Below are 17,412 nucleotides of genomic sequence, written 5' to 3'. Positions count from 1 at the left end.
ACACCGATCGGCTTACCAGCGCCCCGCCGCATCCTGGTCACTCTGCTTGCCTTCCACCCAGCGCGGCCCGTCCTGGGTGTTTTCCTTCTTCCAGAACGGCGCCCGGGTCTTCAGGTAATCCATGATGAAGTTGCAGGCATCGAACGCCGCCTGCCGATGGGCACTGGCCACACCGACGAAAACGATCGGTTCGCCCGGCTCCATCGCGCCAATCCGGTGCAACACCTCGACCTTGAGCAAGGGCCAGCGCTGCTCGGCCTCGACCACGATCTTGGCCAACGCCTTTTCGGTCATCCCCGGGTAGTGCTCAAGGAACATCCCGGCCACCTCGCGGCCATCATTGAAATCACGCACGTAGCCGACAAACCCGACCACCGCACCCACGCCGACATTCGCGGCATGCATGGCATTGACCTCGACACCCGGGTCAAACGCCCCGTGCTGCACTCGCACCGTCATGCTCAGCCTCCGGTCACCGGTGGGAAGAACGCCACTTCGTCGCCCTCTTGCAGCGGCTCGTCGAGCCGGCACAGCTCTTCGTTGCGCGCGCACATCAGGTTCTGCTCCGCCAGCAATTCATATTGCCCGCCCTTGGCCATCAGCGCCTTGCGCACATCGTCGATCACCGCGAAGTCACCTTCCACACGTTCGGCATCGAGCCCGAGGAATTCCCGGTAACGGGCGAAATACATCACCTTGACCTTCATCACGCGTCCACCTTGTAGTGGCCGCTCTTGCCGCCGAGTTTTTCCAGCAGGCGCACCTGCTCGATCACCATTCCCTTGTCCACGGCCTTGCACATGTCGTAGATCGTCAGCGCGGCAACGCTGGCAGCGGTCAGTGCCTCCATCTCGACGCCGGTCTGGCCGGCCAGCTTGCAGCGGGCGACGATGCGCACTGCGTCCTGCCCTTCGGCGCTGAGTTCGACCTTGACGCTGGTCAGCATCAGCGGATGGCACAGCGGGATCAGGTCGCTGGTTTTTTTCGCCGCCTGGATACCGGCAATGCGCGCCACGGCGAACACATCGCCCTTGGGGTGCTCACCGTCGACGATCATCTGCAAGGTCTGCGGCAACATGCGCACCCGCGCCTCGGCAATCGCCTCGCGCTCGGTCACGGCCTTTTCAGTGACGTCGACCATGTTGGCCCGCCCCTGGGAATCAAGATGTGTCAGCACTGCTCTGCTCCTGTGAAGGGAACACAGAGTGTAAACCTGTGGGTCAGGTTTGAGCAGTGGCATGTACTGTCGGTGCTGGCCTCTTCGCGGGGCAAGCCCGCTCCCACAGGATCTCCACTGGCCTTGAATCGAGTGGATCTACTGTGGGAGCGGGCTTGCCCCGCGAAGAGGCCGGGCGGCGTACCGCCCGGCTGGGTGGGTTACAGATGCGACTCGGCGTACTCGGCCAGTACCGACCGTGGCACACCCTGCAGGGTGATGTGCACGCCATGGGGGAAGTCCTTGAAGCGCTCGGTCAGGTAGGTCAGGCCCGAGCTGGTCGCGGACAGGTAAGGGGTATCGATCTGCGCCAGGTTGCCCAGGCAGACCACCTTGGAACCGGAACCGGCACGGGTGATGATGGTTTTCATCTGGTGCGGCGTGAGGTTCTGGCACTCGTCGATCAGGATCAGGCTCTGCTGGAAGCTGCGACCGCGAATGTAGTTCAGCGACTTGAACTGCAGCGGCACCCGCTCAAGGATGTACTCGACGCTGCCGTGGGTGCTCTCGTCATCCATGTGCAAGGCTTCGAGGTTGTCGGTGATGGCACCCAGCCAGGGCTCCATCTTCTCCGCTTCGGTGCCCGGCAGGAAGCCGATCTCCTGGTCCAGCCCCTGCACGCTGCGGGTAGCGATGATGCGCCGGTAACGCTTGCTGACCATGGTCTGCTCGATGGCCGCGGCCAGGGCCAGGATGGTCTTGCCCGAGCCAGCGGCGCCGGTCAGGTTGACCAGGTGGATATCCGGGTCGAGCAAGGCGAACAGGGCCAGGCTCTGATGGATGTCTCGCGGTTTCAGGCCCCAGGCTTCCTGGTGCAACAGGGGTTCCTGATGCAGGTCGAGCAGCAGCAGTTCATCATCGCGGATGCCCTTGATCCAGCCGACGAAGCCTTGTTCATCGATGATGAACTCGTTGATGTGCACTGCCGGCAGGTTGTCGATCATTTGCACACGATGCCAGGTGCGGCCCCGTTCCTGGCGGGTGTCGACCTTGCTGACCCGGTCCCAGAACGAGCCGGTGACCGAATGGTAGCCCTTGGACAACAGCGACACGTCATCGACCAACTGGTCGGTGCTGTAGTCCTCGGCCGCGATACCGCAAGCACGCGCCTTCAGGCGCATGTTGATGTCTTTGGTGACCAGCACCACGTCAAGGTCGGTGCGCCGGGCCCGTACTTCGAGCAACTGGTTGATGATGATGTTGTCGTTGAGGTTTTCCGGCAGCAGCTTGTTCGGCTCGTTGCGCGGGGTCATCAGGATGGACAGGAAGCCCTTGGGCCCACTCTTGTTGCGCTGGATCGGCACGCCCTGCTCGACATCGCTGGGCGAGGCGTTACCTAAGGTCTGGTCGATCAGGCGAATGGCCTGGCGGCATTCGGCGGCGATGCTTTGTTTACCGGTCTTGAGCTTGTCGAGTTCCTCCAGCACCGTCATCGGAATGGCGACGTGGTGCTCCTCGAAGTTGAGCAATGCGTTGGGGTCGTGAATCAGGACGTTGGTATCGAGCACATACAGGATTGGCTTGCTGGAGGAAGGGTTGCGTCCTTGGTCATCCATACTCGGTCACCTTATGTCGAAGCCACACGGCGCGGTCTGCTGCGCCGCAGAGTGACTGCCGGTCTTCCCGTATCCGCGTTGCTACGGGCGGGAAGCGAACCTGACACGGTGGATGACGCCACCTGTGCTGCAGGGCTCGGCTGTCTGGTTTCTTCATACCGCATAAACGATGACTAAAAAAAGCATTTTTACGCGCAGGTGAAGTTTATTTTTCCGATTGACGAACAGGGGTTGGCGAGGGGGCGAGTGAGGTCTACAGTCAGATATTAGTCCCCCTGCTCACGATGCCCATAAGCCTGGCAGCCCTCCCAGCCAATGCCGCTCTGCGCGGTGTTGCGCAACAACCATTCCACCGCCGGCTGTGCCTTGGGCAGGCTGTCGTGGAATTGGATCACCCCCTTGCGCCACAGCAGCATCAAGGTCAGCACCCGCTGCGCCGAGGCCTCTGCGCTCAACGGGCCCTCATCCTGGGCATCGATATCCCACAACGACACCTGCAACTGCTGGCTGGCCATGAACGCTTCGCCATCGGCCCGACGCTGGCCATAAGGCGGGCGGAACAGCGGCACGTACTGCGCCGGCAGGTCAGCCTGCACCCGCGCCTGGCTGCGCCGCAACGAATCCTGCCAGCCCTGCCACTGGGCATGAGAGCGGTACTCCCAGCCCTGAATACCCACGCATTGCCCGCGATAGAGCTGTCGCAGAGCCTCCACGGTGGCAGCGTCACGGCGTTGCTGCAGGCGATTGCCAAGCACGAAGAACGTGCCTTCAAGCTTTTGCCGGCGCAGGTAATGGGTGAGGGTATCGGTATAGCCGCCGTCGGGCCCTGGGCCCCCCACGAAGGTCAGCAGGAACATGCGATCGTTGAGCTCATCGCCATTGCGTTCCCGGTTGGAAAGGCGCTCGACCTCGCTGCTGGTGTTCGGCAACAGGGCGGCCTTGCGCAGTTGCTCATCCAGGTAACGGACATGGAACTGATGGCTCGGCTCGACCCAGCCGGTATAAAACGTGCCGACATCTGCAGCGAACGTCGCTGCCTGCGTACGCAATTCCGCCATCGACGTGACCGGGTAGCAGAACGAAGCATCCTGTTCGCAGCTGCGCTGGGCCTGTTGATAACCCTGCCACAAACGCTGCCACAGGCGTGCCCGCACCAGGCGGACCTTTTGCAGGTTGATCTGCCGCAACCCTAGCCGGGCCGCCAGTGCGCCATCGTCCAGCAGTTCGCTCTCGTGCAGCACCTGGGCGAACGAGAGGATCTCGGCGCGCGAGGCCACATCGAACAGCGCCGGGCTGTCCAGCTGTTCGGGCCACAGGCTGCGGTCCAGGCTTGCCTGGGGTGATGGGGCGGCCTGCACGGCCAGGCTCAACAGCGTGGCCAGCAAGGCCGATGCAATGCGCACGTTGGGAAGCTCCGCAACAGCAAAACGCGCACTATAGCGCCTGGCTTGGCGATGGTCTGTGACTATCGTCGGCATAGTTTGGACTTGCCAGGCCCAGCCCGTAGAATCCCCGGCAACGATTCCAGGAGCCGACCCGATGCTGACGGTGATTTCCCCCGCCAAGACCCTCGACTACGACACCCCGCCGGTGACCGAGCGTTTCACCCTGCCCCAGTACCTGGACGACTCCCAGGCACTGATCATGCAACTGCGCGAGCTGTCGCCCGCCCAGATCAGTGAACTGATGCACCTGTCCGACAAACTCGCCGGCCTCAACGCCGCCCGTTTCGGCAGCTGGACCCCAGACTTCACCCCGGCCAACGCCAAGCAAGCGTTACTGGCGTTCAAAGGTGACGTGTACACCGGCCTCGACGCCGAGAGCCTTGGCGAAGACGACTTCAGCTATGCCCAGGACCACCTGCGCATGCTCTCTGGCCTGTACGGCCTGCTGCGCCCGCTCGACCTGATGCAGCCGTACCGCCTGGAAATGGGCACCAAGCTGGCCAATGCCCGCGGCAAGGACCTGTATGCCTTCTGGGGCACGCGCATCAGCGAATGGCTGAACCAGGCCCTGGCCGACCAAGGTGATGACGTGCTGCTGAACCTGGCCAGCAATGAGTACTTCAGCGCGGTAAAACGCAGCGCCCTGAAGGCCCGCGTGATCAACGTCGACTTCAAGGACTTCAAGAACGGCCAGTACAAGATCATCAGCTTCTACGCCAAGAAAGCCCGCGGGATGATGAGCCGCTTCGTGATCGAGCAGCGCATCAGCGACCCAGAGCAGTTGAAGCAGTTCGATGTGCAGGGGTACTACTACAGTGCCGAGCAGTCGAAGGCGGATCATCTGGTGTTTTTGCGGGATCAGCCGGACGTCTAGAGACACATTTGATGCAAGGAGCAGAACCTCTAGCTGCTCCTTTCGTCACAATCTCGGACATTTCTGTCAATACGCTCACTCTGTTCCATTACCACGAAACCTACGCACACTCACCCCAACCTCTAATAACTACGTACCGCTGTAGCTATTCGCTGAAGCTCTGCAGCACCGATATTCCAGCCTCTCTTATCTAGCAGCTTCTTATGCAGTGCTTCTTCAGTGTGACCCGCGTATCGGGCCTTCGCCTTTTTATACCTATAGTGTTTTTCTTGCTCTTGATAGTAGTCCAGCTCTCCCTGAGCCTTATCACGCTTATCTTCTGTTTTCGTTAACCTTTTATGGTTTTCCGTAGTCGACTCTTTGTCGAAACGCTTCAATCGCTTGTCATAAGTTTCATTTTCAACATCCAGCCTCCGCCTTACCATTTTCAGATGACTACGTATACTCGCCAGCTTCTTCCTGTAAAGCAAAAATGCGACCCAATCTCTCATGCGCCCGCTAGGGTCACTATAATTAACAGGGTCGCCTGTACAGTAACCATAGGCATTCAGCCCGCCCGCGCCAAAAGGGCTTATTCGGTCAGGCGAAAGAAATCGCATTAACCGTGAATCGTATTTCCGATAGCCTTGGCCTAACCAATAGCGATCGGTGCTCTGCTCCAGCTGCTCGCCATTGAACCCCAGGGCCAGGTGCGTTCTGGGCAGCGGGGCGTCCCCATATACTGAATAGGCACAATGTTCCCCGTCGTTTCTCTGCATGAGTTGAATTACAGACCCTGCCCTATCAACCGCCAGCAAACCTACAAAGCTATCGCTGGAGCGACACTCTGCTAACGGCTGGTTCACGACGCGGAAAATTGTACAATCCTGTGCAGCCTTTTTTACACCAACCAACTTATTCCCTTGATAGAAATACCGTGCCGTACGTTTATCACGCTCCATCGTTAACTCCTTTCTTATAGTGCATACCCCCGAATTGCCTGCCAGTGTTTATAAGTTTTACCCGTGAAACTACTAACAGATCTGCTAGCTTGTAAGAGCCTTTAGCAAACGGCCTCAAGCATTTGGTGCTTTGGCGAGCAAGTATCGCGTTCGCGTAAAATTGGGGCAGAGGCAGCCAGTTGCCCGACATGACATCTGCGGCTTCAAGACCGAGCGCCGCTTCGCGGCGCTTCGCAGCACAAGGCTGCTCCTACAGTTGTTTCGGGCCAATTAACCTTGTGGGAGGCGGTCGCGCGCCGCCTTCACAGGCGTGACTGGCCCGAAACAAACGTAGGAGTGAGCGTTGCTCGCGATGCGCCGCGCGGGCGGCGCTCGATCTCGAAACCACAGAAAATCCCCCGCCATGCACCAACCCCCACACAATCCATCACGGCAAATAGCCACCAACCGCCCCCACACCGACCCTGAATCAAACCGCCACCACGCCACAATCCCGACGCCAAAAAACCACCAGCCCACCCTTTATCGCCAAACGCCATAAGACCGTTCGTACCTTTTTTGACGTTTTTTGAAAAATATTTTTCGATACTGGCATTAAAACATCCCCCCTCAATCTCGCCCTTTATATACCGGGACGAAACGCCCCAGTGCTATCAGATTGAAACTATTTATCACTGAAGAATTATTTAGAAATCTTTCATCCGGGCAAAACCCAGCCAGGAACTTCTGTCATACCGGATCGCTCATAGTGCCGTAACGAATTTCCTGCCCCTGGGCTGTGAGAGATGACTTACAGATGACAACGGCAGGTATCCACTGCCTGCCACAGCAACTTCGACAGGTATAACGGGCACCCCCCAAGAGCCCTGTCCACGCAGGAGAGACGCGCCCTTACAAATCGTCCTAGTGGTTGATTTCAAAGGATTTATCCACTTGAAAAAACAAGCACAGCAGCGCGCCACGTAGCGCATTGCAATAAAGACGGCTGCACGCCAAGGCACGTTTTTTAATAATGGCTTTTTACTGCCAAGTTTGAGCGCATAACTTTTCGCGCTCCGGAATAATTTTGCCTGCGCTCGGCGAAGTGTGCATTCGCCATGGACCCGTGCGCCCAAAAACTGTTGTTAATCAACCTGGCCCGGCTCTTTCCGAAGGAGCCGGCGTGATAAACACACATGAGGTGATAGCGATGCGTATCAGCATCTTTGGTTTGGGTTATGTAGGGGCAGTCTGTGCAGGCTGCCTGACGGCGCGAGGCCATGAAGTGATTGGTGTGGACGTGTCCAGCACCAAGATCGACCTGATCAACCAGGGCAAGTCGCCCATCGTCGAACCTGGCCTGGAAGCACTGCTGCAACAGGGCATCGCCAATGGCCGCCTGCGCGGCACCACCGACTTCGCCGAGGCCATCCGCGCCAGCGATGTGTCGATGATCTGCGTCGGTACGCCCAGCAAGAAGAACGGCGACCTGGGCCTTGAGTACATCGAGTCGGTGTGCCGCGAAATCGGCTACGTGCTGCGTGACACCACCCGCCGCCACACCATCGTGGTACGCAGCACCGTGCTGCCGGGCACCGTGAAGAACGTGGTGATTCCGATCCTCGAAGACTGCTCAGGCAAAAAGGCCGGGGTCGACTTCGGTGTTGCAGTCAACCCTGAGTTCCTGCGCGAAAGCACCGCGATCAAGGACTACGACCAGCCACCGATGACGGTCATCGGTGAACTGGACAGCGCCAGCGGCGACGTGCTGCAAAGCCTGTACGAAGAACTCGACGCACCGATCATCCGCAAGCCGATCGAAGTGGCCGAGATGATCAAGTACACCTGCAACGTGTGGCACGCCACCAAGATCACCTTCGCCAACGAGATCGGCAACATCGCCAAGGCTGTCGGTGTCGATGGTCGCGACGTGATGGACGTGGTCTGCCAGGACAAGGTACTGAACCTGTCGCAGTACTACATGCGCCCAGGCTTCGCCTTCGGCGGCTCGTGCCTGCCAAAGGACGTGCGCGCCCTCACCTACCGCGCCGCCAGCCTCGACGTGCGAGCACCACTGCTCGATTCGCTGATGGCCAGCAACGAGTCGCAGGTGCAGAACGCCTTCGAGCTGATTGAAGCCCACGACAAGCGCAAGGTCGCCCTGCTCGGCCTGAGCTTCAAGGCCGGCACCGACGACCTGCGTGAAAGCCCGCTGGTGGAACTGGCCGAGCGCCTGATCGGCAAGGGCTACCAGCTGGGCATCTACGACGAGAACGTCCAGTACGCCCGTGTTCACGGCGCCAACAAGGACTACATCGAATCGAAGATCCCGCACGTTTCCTCGCTGCTCAACGCCGACTTCCAGCAGGTCATCGACAACGCCGACATCATCGTCCTGGGCAACCGTGACGAGCAGTTCCGCGCCCTTGCCCAGCAAGCGCCGGAAGGCAAACAGGTGATCGACCTGGTGGGCTTCATGAGCAAAGCCACCTGCGGCACCAGCCGTACCGAAGGCATCTGCTGGTAACACCCTTGGCCGGGCAGCGCAGGTGCTCCTCAGGGAACACGCGCTGCCCTTCCTTCCCTGATTTCGCGACGGATGCTGAACATGCAAAGGCTCCAGACAGTGCTGTTGCAGTGCGCCGGGTGGCTGCTCTACATGAGCCTGCTCATGTTGATCGCCCTGGCCCTGCCGGCCGATATCTTCGACTCGCAGTCGAAGCACTTCATCTTCCTGGTCGGCGCAGTCGGCATCTGGCGCTACTCGATGGGCGCCACCCATTTCATCCGCGGCATGATCTTCCTGTACGCCGTTTACCCGTACCTGCGCCGCAAGGTGCAGAAGCTGGGCAAGGCTGCGGACCCGTCCCACGTGTACCTGATGGTCACCAGCTTTCGTATCGATGCGCTGACCACCGCGCAGGTGTACAGCTCGGTGATCCGCGAAGCCATCAACTGCGGCTTCCCCACCACCGTGGTCTGCTCGCTGGTGGAGATGTCGGACGAGCTGCTGGTGAAAAGCCTGTGGGCCAAATACAACCCGCCGGCACACGTCAAGCTGGACATCGTGCGCATCGCCGGCACCGGCAAGCGTGACGGCCTGGCCTATGGTTTTCGCGCCATCTCGCGGATGCTGCCAGACGAAAACGCCGTGGTGGCCGTGATCGACGGCGACACCGTGCTGGCCGATGGCGTGGTCTGCAAGACCGTGCCGTGGTTCAAGCTCTACCCCAATGTCGGTGGCCTGACCACCAACGAATTCTGCGAAGTGCGCGGCGGCTACATCATGAGCGAGTGGCACAAGCTGCGCTTCGCCCAGCGCCACATCAACATGTGTTCGATGGCCCTGTCCAAGCGCGTGCTGACCATGACCGGGCGCATGTCGATGTTCCGCGCCAGTGTGGTGACCAACCCCGAGTTCATCGCCGACGTCGAAAGCGACTCGCTGATGCACTGGCGCCTGGGCCGCTTCAAGTTCCTCACCGGTGACGACAAGTCCAGCTGGTTCAGCCTGATGCGCTTGGGCTACGACACCTTCTACGTGCCGGATGCCGCCATCAACACCGTCGAGCACCCGCCCGAAAAAAGCTTCCTCAAGGCCAGCCGCAAACTGATGTACCGCTGGTACGGCAACAACCTGCGGCAGAACTCCCGCGCGCTGGGCCTGGGCCTGCGGCGCCTGGGGCTGTTCACCAGCATCGTCCTGTTCGACCAGCGCGTGTCGATGTGGACCAGCCTGCTGGGCCTGACCGTGGCGGTGATCGCCAGCCTCAAGTTTGGCCTGGGTTTCCTGCTGGTGTACCTGCTGTGGATCGGCATCACTCGCCTGATCCTGACCGTGATGCTGCTGTGCTCCGGGCACAAGGTCGGGCCGGCCTATCCGCTGATCCTTTATTACAACCAGATCGTCGGCGCGATGATGAAGATCTACGTGTTCTTCCGCCTCGACAAGCAGTCCTGGACCCGCCAGCCCACTGCCCTCAAACGTGACCTCGCCAGCTTTCAACAATGGTTCAACACCTGGTCCTCGCGGACCATGACCTTCTCGGCGGCCAGCATCTTCGTTGCTGTGCTGTTCATGGTCGTGTGAGCCCAACCGGATCGGATCTAACAGGAACAAACCACCATGAATACCGCCGTGAACGTCAACGTCGTGCATGAGTCCGAAGCCCAGCGCCAACACGCCCGGGTGCGCATTCCAGCCAAGCTGCGCTTTCTGGATAACCAGCGCCAAACCCACGAAGTGAAGGTCGATGACCTGTCCGCCGGTGGCCTGAGCTTCCACACCAAACAGCAACTGTCGGTGGGCGATGTGCTGCGCGGGCGGCTGCAGTTCGTGGTCGACAACCTGGGCCTGTCGATCGACATCGAGTTCCAGGTGCGCTCTTTCAACCCCAGCAATGGCCGTACCGGCGCACAGTTCCAGAACCTGGAGCCGCGCGACATCGCCACCCTGCGGCACATCATCACCAGCCACCTGTCGGGTGAGCTGATCAGCATCGGTGATGTGCTCAGCACGCTGCAGCGCGACAACTTCACCAAGGCGCGCAAGCAGAAGGATGGCGGTGCCGGCCTGACCGCCTTCGGCCGCCTCAAGGCGGTCAGCGTGACCCTCGGCGTGTTCGTGATCGGCGTGGCCGCCTTCGGTTTCGTTGCCAAGTCGCTGTACGGCATGTACTTCGTCAGCCACGCCGAAGCGGGCGTGGTCGCAGTGCCCACCACCAGCGTCACCATGCCCCGCGACGGCACCGTGAACAGCTTGGTTGAAAGCGGCGGCCAAGTGGTCAAGGGCGCGCCCCTGGCGAGTTTCAGCACCAGCATGCTGGACATGCTCAAAGGCCACCTGGACGACTCGCAACTGGAGCCGGCCAAGGTTGAGGAACTGTTCGGCAAGCAGCTTTCCGGCACCCTCACCAGCCCCTGCGATTGTGTGGTCGCCCGCCAGCTGGTGGATGACGGCCAGTACGCCGCCAAGGGCCAACCGATCTTCCAGCTGATCCCACGCACCACCAACCCGATGGTCGAAGCGCGCTTCAGCTACCGCCAGTTCGACGAGGTCACGCCCGGCACCCGGGTCAACTTCCAGGTGGCCGGCGAAGACGAGGTGCGCACCGGCCAGATCGTCAGCAGCGCCAGCCTCAACAGCGAAGACCTGGCCTCCGACATCCGTGTGCAGATCAAGCCTGACAGCGGCCTGCCAGCAGAACTTGCCGGGCGCCCTGCTTCGGTCAGCAGCGACCGCGGGCCGTCGTTCAACTGGCTGATCGACAAAGCCGTGGCCCGTGGGCTGTAAGAGGACAAGCCGATGACTGAGCCCGATCGCGTCATGCCTATTGCATTAATGTTGCCTGTTTTGCGAGCGCTGCGCGCTCGTTCGCGGCACAAGGCCGCTCCTACAGGGCCCGAGTCGCTCCCCCATCTGTCGCCTGGCGCAAAACCTGTAGGAGCGGCCTTGTGCCGCGAACGGGCGCGCAGCGCTCGCCCATTCACATGGGGCACGCTTGCCTTGGCCATCACGCTCGCCGGCTGTGCCGGCCTGCCTGACCAGCGCCTGGCCAACGAAGCCCTCAAGCGCGGCGACACCGCTTTGGCCGAGCGCAACTACAAGGCCCTGGCCGACCTCGGCTACAGCGATGCGCAAGTCGGCCTGGCCGACATCAAGGTCGCCACCCGCGACCCCGCGCAGATCAAGCAAGCCGAAGCCACCTACCGCGCCGCCGCCTCCACGTCGCCACGGGCCCAGGCTCGGCTAGGCCGCCTGCTGGTGGCCAAGCCCGACAGCACCCAGGCTGAACGTGAAGAGGCCGAAACGCTGCTCAAACGCGCCGCCCAGCAAGGCGAAAGCAATACCTTGATCCCGCTGGCGATGCTCTACCTGCAATACCCGCAGAGCTTCCCCAACGTCAACGCGCAGCAACAGATCGACCAGTGGCGCGCCGCCGGCAACCCGGAGGCGGGCCTGGCCCAGGTGCTGCTGTATCGCACCCAGGGCACCTACGACCAGCACCTGGGCAAGGTCGAGAGCATCTGCAAAGCCGCGCTCAATACCACCGACATCTGCTACGTCGAACTGGCCACCGTGTACCAGAAGCGCGGCGAGCCCGACCAGCAAGCCGCCCTGCTCGGCCAGCTCAAGGCGGCCTATGCCCGCGGCGCCGTACCGGCCACCCGGGTCGACAGCGTCGCCCGTGTGCTGGCTGACCGCAGCCTCGGCCAGACCGACGAAAAAACCGCCAAGGACCTGCTCGAACAGGTGGCGCCGGCCAACCCGGCGTCGTGGGTCAGCCTTGCGCAACTGGTCTACGACTTCCCCGAGCTGGGCGACACCGACCAGCTACTGGCCTACATCGACAAAGGCCGCGCCGCCGAACAGCCACGCGCCGAACTGCTGCTGGGCCGCCTCTACTACGAAGGCAAGACGCTGCCCGCCGATGCGGCAAAAGCCGAACAGCACCTGCAGGCCGCCGCCGACGCTGGCGAGGTCAGCGCCCATTACTACCTAGGCCAGCTGTACCGCCGCGGTTACCTGGGCAATGTCGAGCCACAGAAGGCCGTCGACCACCTGCTCGCTGCCGCCCGTGGCGGCCAGAACAGCGCCGACTATGCCTTGGCCCAGCTGTTCAGCGAAGGCCATGGCATCCGCCCGCAACCTGGCAACGCCTGGGTGTTCGCGCAACTGTCGCAGGCCAACCCGACGCCACAGTCGGCCGAACTGCTGCAGCAACTCGATCAGCAACTCACGCCAGACCAGCGCAGCCAGGCGCAAACCCTGCTGACGCAGGAAAAACAGGCGCGCGGCAGCATGGCCCAAGGCGCCAACAGCACCCTGGCCCTCGAAGCCCTGCAAGACGACGAACAAGAAGTAGACGGTGAGGACTCGCTATGACGCTCAATCCCTTCGTGAAAGCCGGCATCGGCCTGAGCTTCGCCCTGCTGTGGTCCTGCCCGACCCTGGCCGACATGACCGCGCAGAAAAACTTCGGCCTGGACGTGAAAATCACCGGCCAGTCGGAAGACGATCGCGACCTCGGCACCCGGCCCGGCGGTGACGTCAACGGCCTCGGCCTCGACCTGCGCCCCTGGGTGTACGGCGAGCGCGGCAACTGGAGCGCCTACGCCATGGGCCAGGCCGTCGCGGCCACCGACACCATCGAAACCGACACCCTGCGCCAGAACGACGACGGCACCACCACCGACACCGGTGACGACAACCGCAAGCCGGACAAAAGCTACCTGGCCATGCGCGAGTTCTGGGTCGGCTACAGCGGCCTCACCCAGTACCCTGGCGAGCAACTGCGCTTAGGCCGCCAGCGCCTGCGCAGCGACGACGGCATGTGGCGCGACACCAACATCGAAGCCCTCAACTGGACCTTCGACACCACCCTGCTCAAGGCCGACCTGGGCGTGGCCCAGCGCTTCAGCGAGTACCGCACCGACCTCACCGAACTGGCCCCGGAAGACAAAGACCGCACGCACCTCTACGGTAACGTCGCCACGCAATGGACCCCCGGCCACTGGGTCGGCCTGCGTGCCCACCACACCCATGACAGCGGCAGCCTGAAAAGCCCCGGCGAGACGATCGACGCGCTTGACAAGACCCGCACCGGCGACCTCACCTGGCTGGGCCTGGAAGCCAACAGTGACGCCTACAACTGGCGCAACGACCACACCGTCAACTACTGGGGCAGCCTGACCTGGCTGACCGGTGACCGCGACAAGCTCAGCAGCCAACAGGTGGGCGACGATCAAGTGGCCACCGGCAAGCAGAGCGGCGACGTCAACGCCTGGGCCACCGACCTCGGCATCCGCCTGCGCCTTGACCCCAACTGGCAAGTCGGTGCGGCCTACGCCCGTGGCAGCGGCGGCGGTGGCGATGACGGCTCGAACAACTTCGAGCAGACCGGCCTTGAGAGCAACCGCTCCAACTTCACCGGTACCCGCTCGCGCGTGCACCGCTTCGGCGAGGCCTTCCGTGGCGAGTTGGGCAACCTGCAGGCGGCCACCCTGTTTGCCTCGTGGCAACTGCGCGACGACTACGACGCCAGCCTGATCTACCACAAGTTCTGGCGCGTCGATGGCGAGCAGAACATTGGCTCCAGCGGCATCAACGCTGCGGTCAACGACAACGGCGTGAACCGCCCGCTGATCAATGGCGAAAAAGACCTCGGCCAGGAGATGGACGTGGTCGTCACCAAGTACTTCAAGCAGGGCCTGTTGCCCGCTTCGATGAGCCAGGCAATCGACGAACCGTCCGCGCTGGTGCGCCTGCGCGCCGGTGTGTTCAAGCCAGGTGACGCCTATGGCAAGGAAGCGGACTCGTACATGCACCGTGCCTTTGTCGACGTGATCTGGCGCTTCTGAGGCCGGTAGAGGATTTCTTGTCATGCCCCTTCACCCGCACCTACGTCACAGCCTCCTGGCCAGCGCCTTGCTGCTGGCCTCAGGCCTTGCCGTCGCCGCAGAACCCACGGTGATCGCCAAGGAACTGCAGCAGGCCAAGACCTACACCGTGTCCAGCGCGCCCACCGAGCCGCTGCACATGGACCCACCGAAACTGCCCGACCTCAGCGGCTTCACTGCCGAGGCGGTGCAGAACAAGATCGACCGCCGCCACAAAGGCAAAGTCAGCGTGCGCCGCATGCTGCAGGAAGAGTCGCTGAAGGAGTTCATCGGTGGCGACAACAAGGCCGCCGAATGGGTGCAACGCCAGCACGGCATCCCCCAGGCGATATTCGTCGATGACGGCCATGTCGACTTGGTCGAGCTGAGCAAAAAGGTACCCAAGCAGTACCTCAGCGAAGTCGAGCCGGGGGTGTACCTGGCGCGCCTGCCAATCGTGGTCGGGCAGAAGGGCATCCTCGAAATCAACGGCAAGGTCAAGCAACTGCGCCTGTCCCAGGAGGGCGGCGCGTTTCTGGTCAACGACGGCAAGCTGTTCGTCAGCGACACCCAGGTCACCGGCTGGCGCGAGAAGGACAACGGCCCGGCGACCTTCCGCTCGCCCAAGGAATTCCGCCCGTTCCTGCTGTCGTGGGGCGGCACCGAGACCTACATCGTCAACACCAAGATGGCCAGCTTCGGCTACGCCAAGTCCAAGTCGTACGGTGTGAGCATCTCGCAGTACACGCCGAACATGGCCAAGCGCATGGGCCGCCCGGAGCCGACCGGCTGGATCATCGGCTCGGAGTTCAGCGACATGTGGTACGGCTTCTACTGCTACGAGACGCAGGACTTCGTGGTCAAGGACAACACTTACCGCGACAACATCGTCTACGGCATTGACCCGCACGACCGTTCGCACCGCCTGATCATCGCCGGCAACACGGTGTACGGCACCAAGAAAAAGCACGGGATCATCGTCTCGCGTGAGGTCAACGACAGCTGGATCATCAACAACAAGAGCTACGACAACAAGCTCTCGGGCGTGGTGATCGACCGTAACAGCGTCAACAACCTGATCGCCTACAACGAGATCTACCGCAACCACACCGACGGCATCACCTTGTATGAAAGCGGCGACAACCTGATCTGGGGCAACAAGCTGATCAACAACCGCCGCCACGGCATCCGCGTGCGCAACAGCGTGAACATCCGCCTGTACGAAAACGTCGCCATGGCCAATGGCCTGGTGGGTGTCTACGGGCACATCAAGGACTTGTCCGACACCGACCGCGACATCGCCCTCGACCCGTTCGACACCAAAGTCTCGCTGATCGTGGTGGGCGGTGAGCTGGCGGCCAACGGCTCCGGGCCGCTGTCGATCGACTCGCCGCTGTCGGTCGAGTTGTACAAGGTGTCGATGCTCGCGCCGCGCAAGGCCAACGGCATCAGCCTCAACGGCATCCTCGGCGAGCGCCAGGACGAAATCCTCGACCTGCTGGTGCGCCAGCAAAAGGCTGTGCTGATCGACCCGGTCGAACGCCAGACCGAAATGATCGATTAAGGAAGCCCAGACCATGACTCCACACCTGATGAAACTGCTGGGCCTGTCCGCCGCCCTTCTGGCGATCAGCCAGGGCGTGCGCGCCGACGAGGTGAAAGCCCCGACGTTCAGCGCCGAACCCTGCTGCCAACTGTGCCCCGAGGCGCACGACGCCAGCCGCTACACCACCCGCTACCAGCAGAACTTCACCACGCTGGTACAGGCCCAGGGCGACTGGCTGTTCCGTACCCGCGAGGACCTGCGCACCGAGTTCAACACCACCCCCGCCGGCTACAAACGCCTGCAGCAGGTGCACGACGCGTTCAAGAAGCGCGGCGTGGAACTGGTCGTGGTCTACCAGCCGACCCGTGGCCTGGTGAACCGCAACATGCTCAAGCCGGAAGAAAAAGCCGCCTTCGACTACCAGAAGGCCCTGGGCAACTACCAGGCCATGCTCCAGCGCTTCAGCAAGATGGGCTACAACGTGCCCGACCTGTCGCCGCTGACCAACGAGCAACTGGCCGCCGCCGACCAGGGCAAAGACTTCTACTTCCGCGGGGACCAGCACTGGACGCCGTATGGCGCCGAGCGCGCCGCCAAGATCGTGGCCGACACCGTGCACCACATGCCGGCCTTCGAAGGCATCCCACGCAAGGAATTCGAAACCAAGAAGTCCGGGCGCATGGGCAAGACCGGCACCCTGCACAACGTCGCCGGCCAGCTCTGCGGCACCAGTTACGCCGTGCAGTACATGGACCAGTTCGCCACCGAGCCAAAAGGCGCGAGCGGCGGCGACGACCTGTTCGGCGATGGCGGCAACGCGCAGATCACCTTGGTCGGAACCAGCCACAGCGGCAAGAACTACAACTTCTCGGGCTTCCTCGAACAGTACATCGGCGCCGACGTGCTCAACGTCGCCTTCCCTGGCGGTGGCCTGGAAGGCTCGATGATCCAGTACCTGGGCAGCGAAGAGTTCCAGAAAAACCCGCCGAAGATTCTGATCTGGGAGTTCTCCCCGCTGTATCGCCTGGACCAGGAAACCATCTGGCGGCAGATCCTCGGCCTGCTCGACGATGGCTGTGACGCACGCCCGGCACTGATGAGCGCCAGCGCCACGCTCAAGCCCGGCAAGAACGAGCTGATGGTCAACGGCAAGGGCGGTGTGATCAAAGACCTGATCAACCGCAACCTGCAGATGGACGTCAAGTTCGAAGACCCTTCGGTGAAGGTGCTGCAGGCCACCCTCTGGTACCTCAACGGCCGCCACGAGGACATCAAGCTGGAGAAACCGGAAACCTCCGACACCGACGGCCGCTTCGTCTTCCAGATGCGCGAAGACGAAGACTGGGCCAGCCAGAACCTGTTGGCCTTCGAGGTCCAGGGGCCGGAGAAAGGCACCCAGAAGGTCGAGGCCAAACTCTGCAAACGCAACAACTTCGCCGTGCCTGCGCAAACCGCGCAAGCCGGCCAGTGAGGCGA

At 61.8% G+C, this 17,412-nt stretch carries 14 protein-coding genes; 8 read left to right on the top strand and 6 right to left on the bottom strand.

Annotation, left to right across the window (positions count from 1 at the left end):
* Nucleotides 1-12: 12 nt before the first annotated feature.
* The 5 genes from moaE to AC5PZ0_RS04265 form a co-directional block, all read right to left on the bottom strand.
* Nucleotides 13-459, bottom strand: coding sequence for a molybdopterin synthase catalytic subunit MoaE (moaE, locus tag AC5PZ0_RS04285; RefSeq protein ID WP_493854436.1), 447 nt, complete (start codon nt 457-459; stop codon nt 13-15).
* Nucleotides 460-461: 2 nt separating this feature from the next.
* Nucleotides 462-707, bottom strand: a complete 246-nt coding sequence (locus tag AC5PZ0_RS04280; protein ID WP_493854516.1) for a MoaD/ThiS family protein — start codon at nt 705-707, stop codon at nt 462-464.
* Entirely contained in the window at nt 707-1,177 is a 471-nt protein-coding gene (gene moaC / locus AC5PZ0_RS04275) for a cyclic pyranopterin monophosphate synthase MoaC (RefSeq protein WP_027595315.1), read from the bottom strand. Before moaC ends, AC5PZ0_RS04280 begins: the two co-directional genes overlap by 1 nt.
* Before the next feature lie 200 nt (nt 1,178-1,377).
* The gene (locus AC5PZ0_RS04270) at nt 1,378-2,772 is read right to left on the bottom strand and encodes a PhoH family protein (protein WP_027595314.1); all 1,395 of its coding nucleotides are present in this window, start codon (nt 2,770-2,772) and stop codon (nt 1,378-1,380) included.
* Nucleotides 2,773-3,038: 266 nt separating this feature from the next.
* Nucleotides 3,039-4,175 (bottom strand): polysaccharide deacetylase family protein, encoded by a 1,137-nt coding sequence (locus AC5PZ0_RS04265; protein WP_493854435.1) that lies wholly within the window; start codon nt 4,173-4,175, stop codon nt 3,039-3,041.
* Nucleotides 4,176-4,311: 136 nt separating this feature from the next.
* Here AC5PZ0_RS04265 and yaaA point away from each other — a divergent pair, with 136 nt between their 5' ends.
* A complete protein-coding gene (gene yaaA / locus AC5PZ0_RS04260; protein WP_493854434.1) occupies nt 4,312-5,091 on the top strand; it encodes a peroxide stress protein YaaA in 780 nt (259 codons plus the stop codon).
* 122 nt (nt 5,092-5,213) lie between these two features.
* Here the strand turns inward: yaaA and AC5PZ0_RS04255 are convergent, their stop codons facing one another.
* Nucleotides 5,214-6,032: an RHS repeat-associated core domain-containing protein gene (locus AC5PZ0_RS04255; protein ID WP_493854433.1), complete on the bottom strand. Its 819-nt coding sequence runs from the start codon at nt 6,030-6,032 to the stop codon at nt 5,214-5,216.
* A 1,189-nt stretch (nt 6,033-7,221) separates the two neighbouring features.
* Between AC5PZ0_RS04255 and AC5PZ0_RS04250 the strand changes: the two genes are divergently transcribed.
* From AC5PZ0_RS04250 to AC5PZ0_RS04220, 7 genes are all read left to right on the top strand, one after another.
* The gene (locus tag AC5PZ0_RS04250) at nt 7,222-8,538 is read left to right on the top strand and encodes a nucleotide sugar dehydrogenase (protein ID WP_493854432.1); all 1,317 of its coding nucleotides are present in this window, start codon (nt 7,222-7,224) and stop codon (nt 8,536-8,538) included.
* A gap of 81 nt (nt 8,539-8,619) precedes the next feature.
* A complete protein-coding gene (locus AC5PZ0_RS04245; protein WP_172960386.1) occupies nt 8,620-10,101 on the top strand; it encodes a glycosyltransferase family 2 protein in 1,482 nt (493 codons plus the stop codon).
* A gap of 36 nt (nt 10,102-10,137) precedes the next feature.
* A complete protein-coding gene (locus AC5PZ0_RS04240; RefSeq protein WP_027595309.1) occupies nt 10,138-11,304 on the top strand; it encodes an alginate biosynthesis protein Alg44 in 1,167 nt (388 codons plus the stop codon).
* Between the two features lie 33 nt (nt 11,305-11,337).
* Complete coding sequence (gene algK / locus AC5PZ0_RS04235; protein ID WP_493854515.1) at nt 11,338-12,897, top strand: alginate biosynthesis TPR repeat lipoprotein AlgK; 1,560 nt, start codon at nt 11,338-11,340, stop codon at nt 12,895-12,897.
* Nucleotides 12,894-14,372 (top strand): alginate export family protein, encoded by a 1,479-nt coding sequence (locus AC5PZ0_RS04230; RefSeq protein ID WP_493854431.1) that lies wholly within the window; start codon nt 12,894-12,896, stop codon nt 14,370-14,372. The genes algK and AC5PZ0_RS04230 overlap by 4 nt, the downstream gene beginning before the upstream one ends.
* Before the next feature lie 22 nt (nt 14,373-14,394).
* Entirely contained in the window at nt 14,395-15,954 is a 1,560-nt protein-coding gene (algG, locus tag AC5PZ0_RS04225) for a mannuronan 5-epimerase AlgG (protein WP_027595306.1), read from the top strand.
* Between the two features lie 13 nt (nt 15,955-15,967).
* On the top strand, nt 15,968-17,407 hold the full coding sequence (locus tag AC5PZ0_RS04220) for an alginate O-acetyltransferase (RefSeq protein WP_493854430.1): 1,440 nt from the start codon (nt 15,968-15,970) through the stop codon (nt 17,405-17,407).
* Nucleotides 17,408-17,412: the final 5 nt, after the last annotated feature.

This window comes from Pseudomonas sp. 5.2 (assembly GCF_059025405.1).
This window is presented reverse-complemented; position numbering and strand designations above follow the sequence as displayed.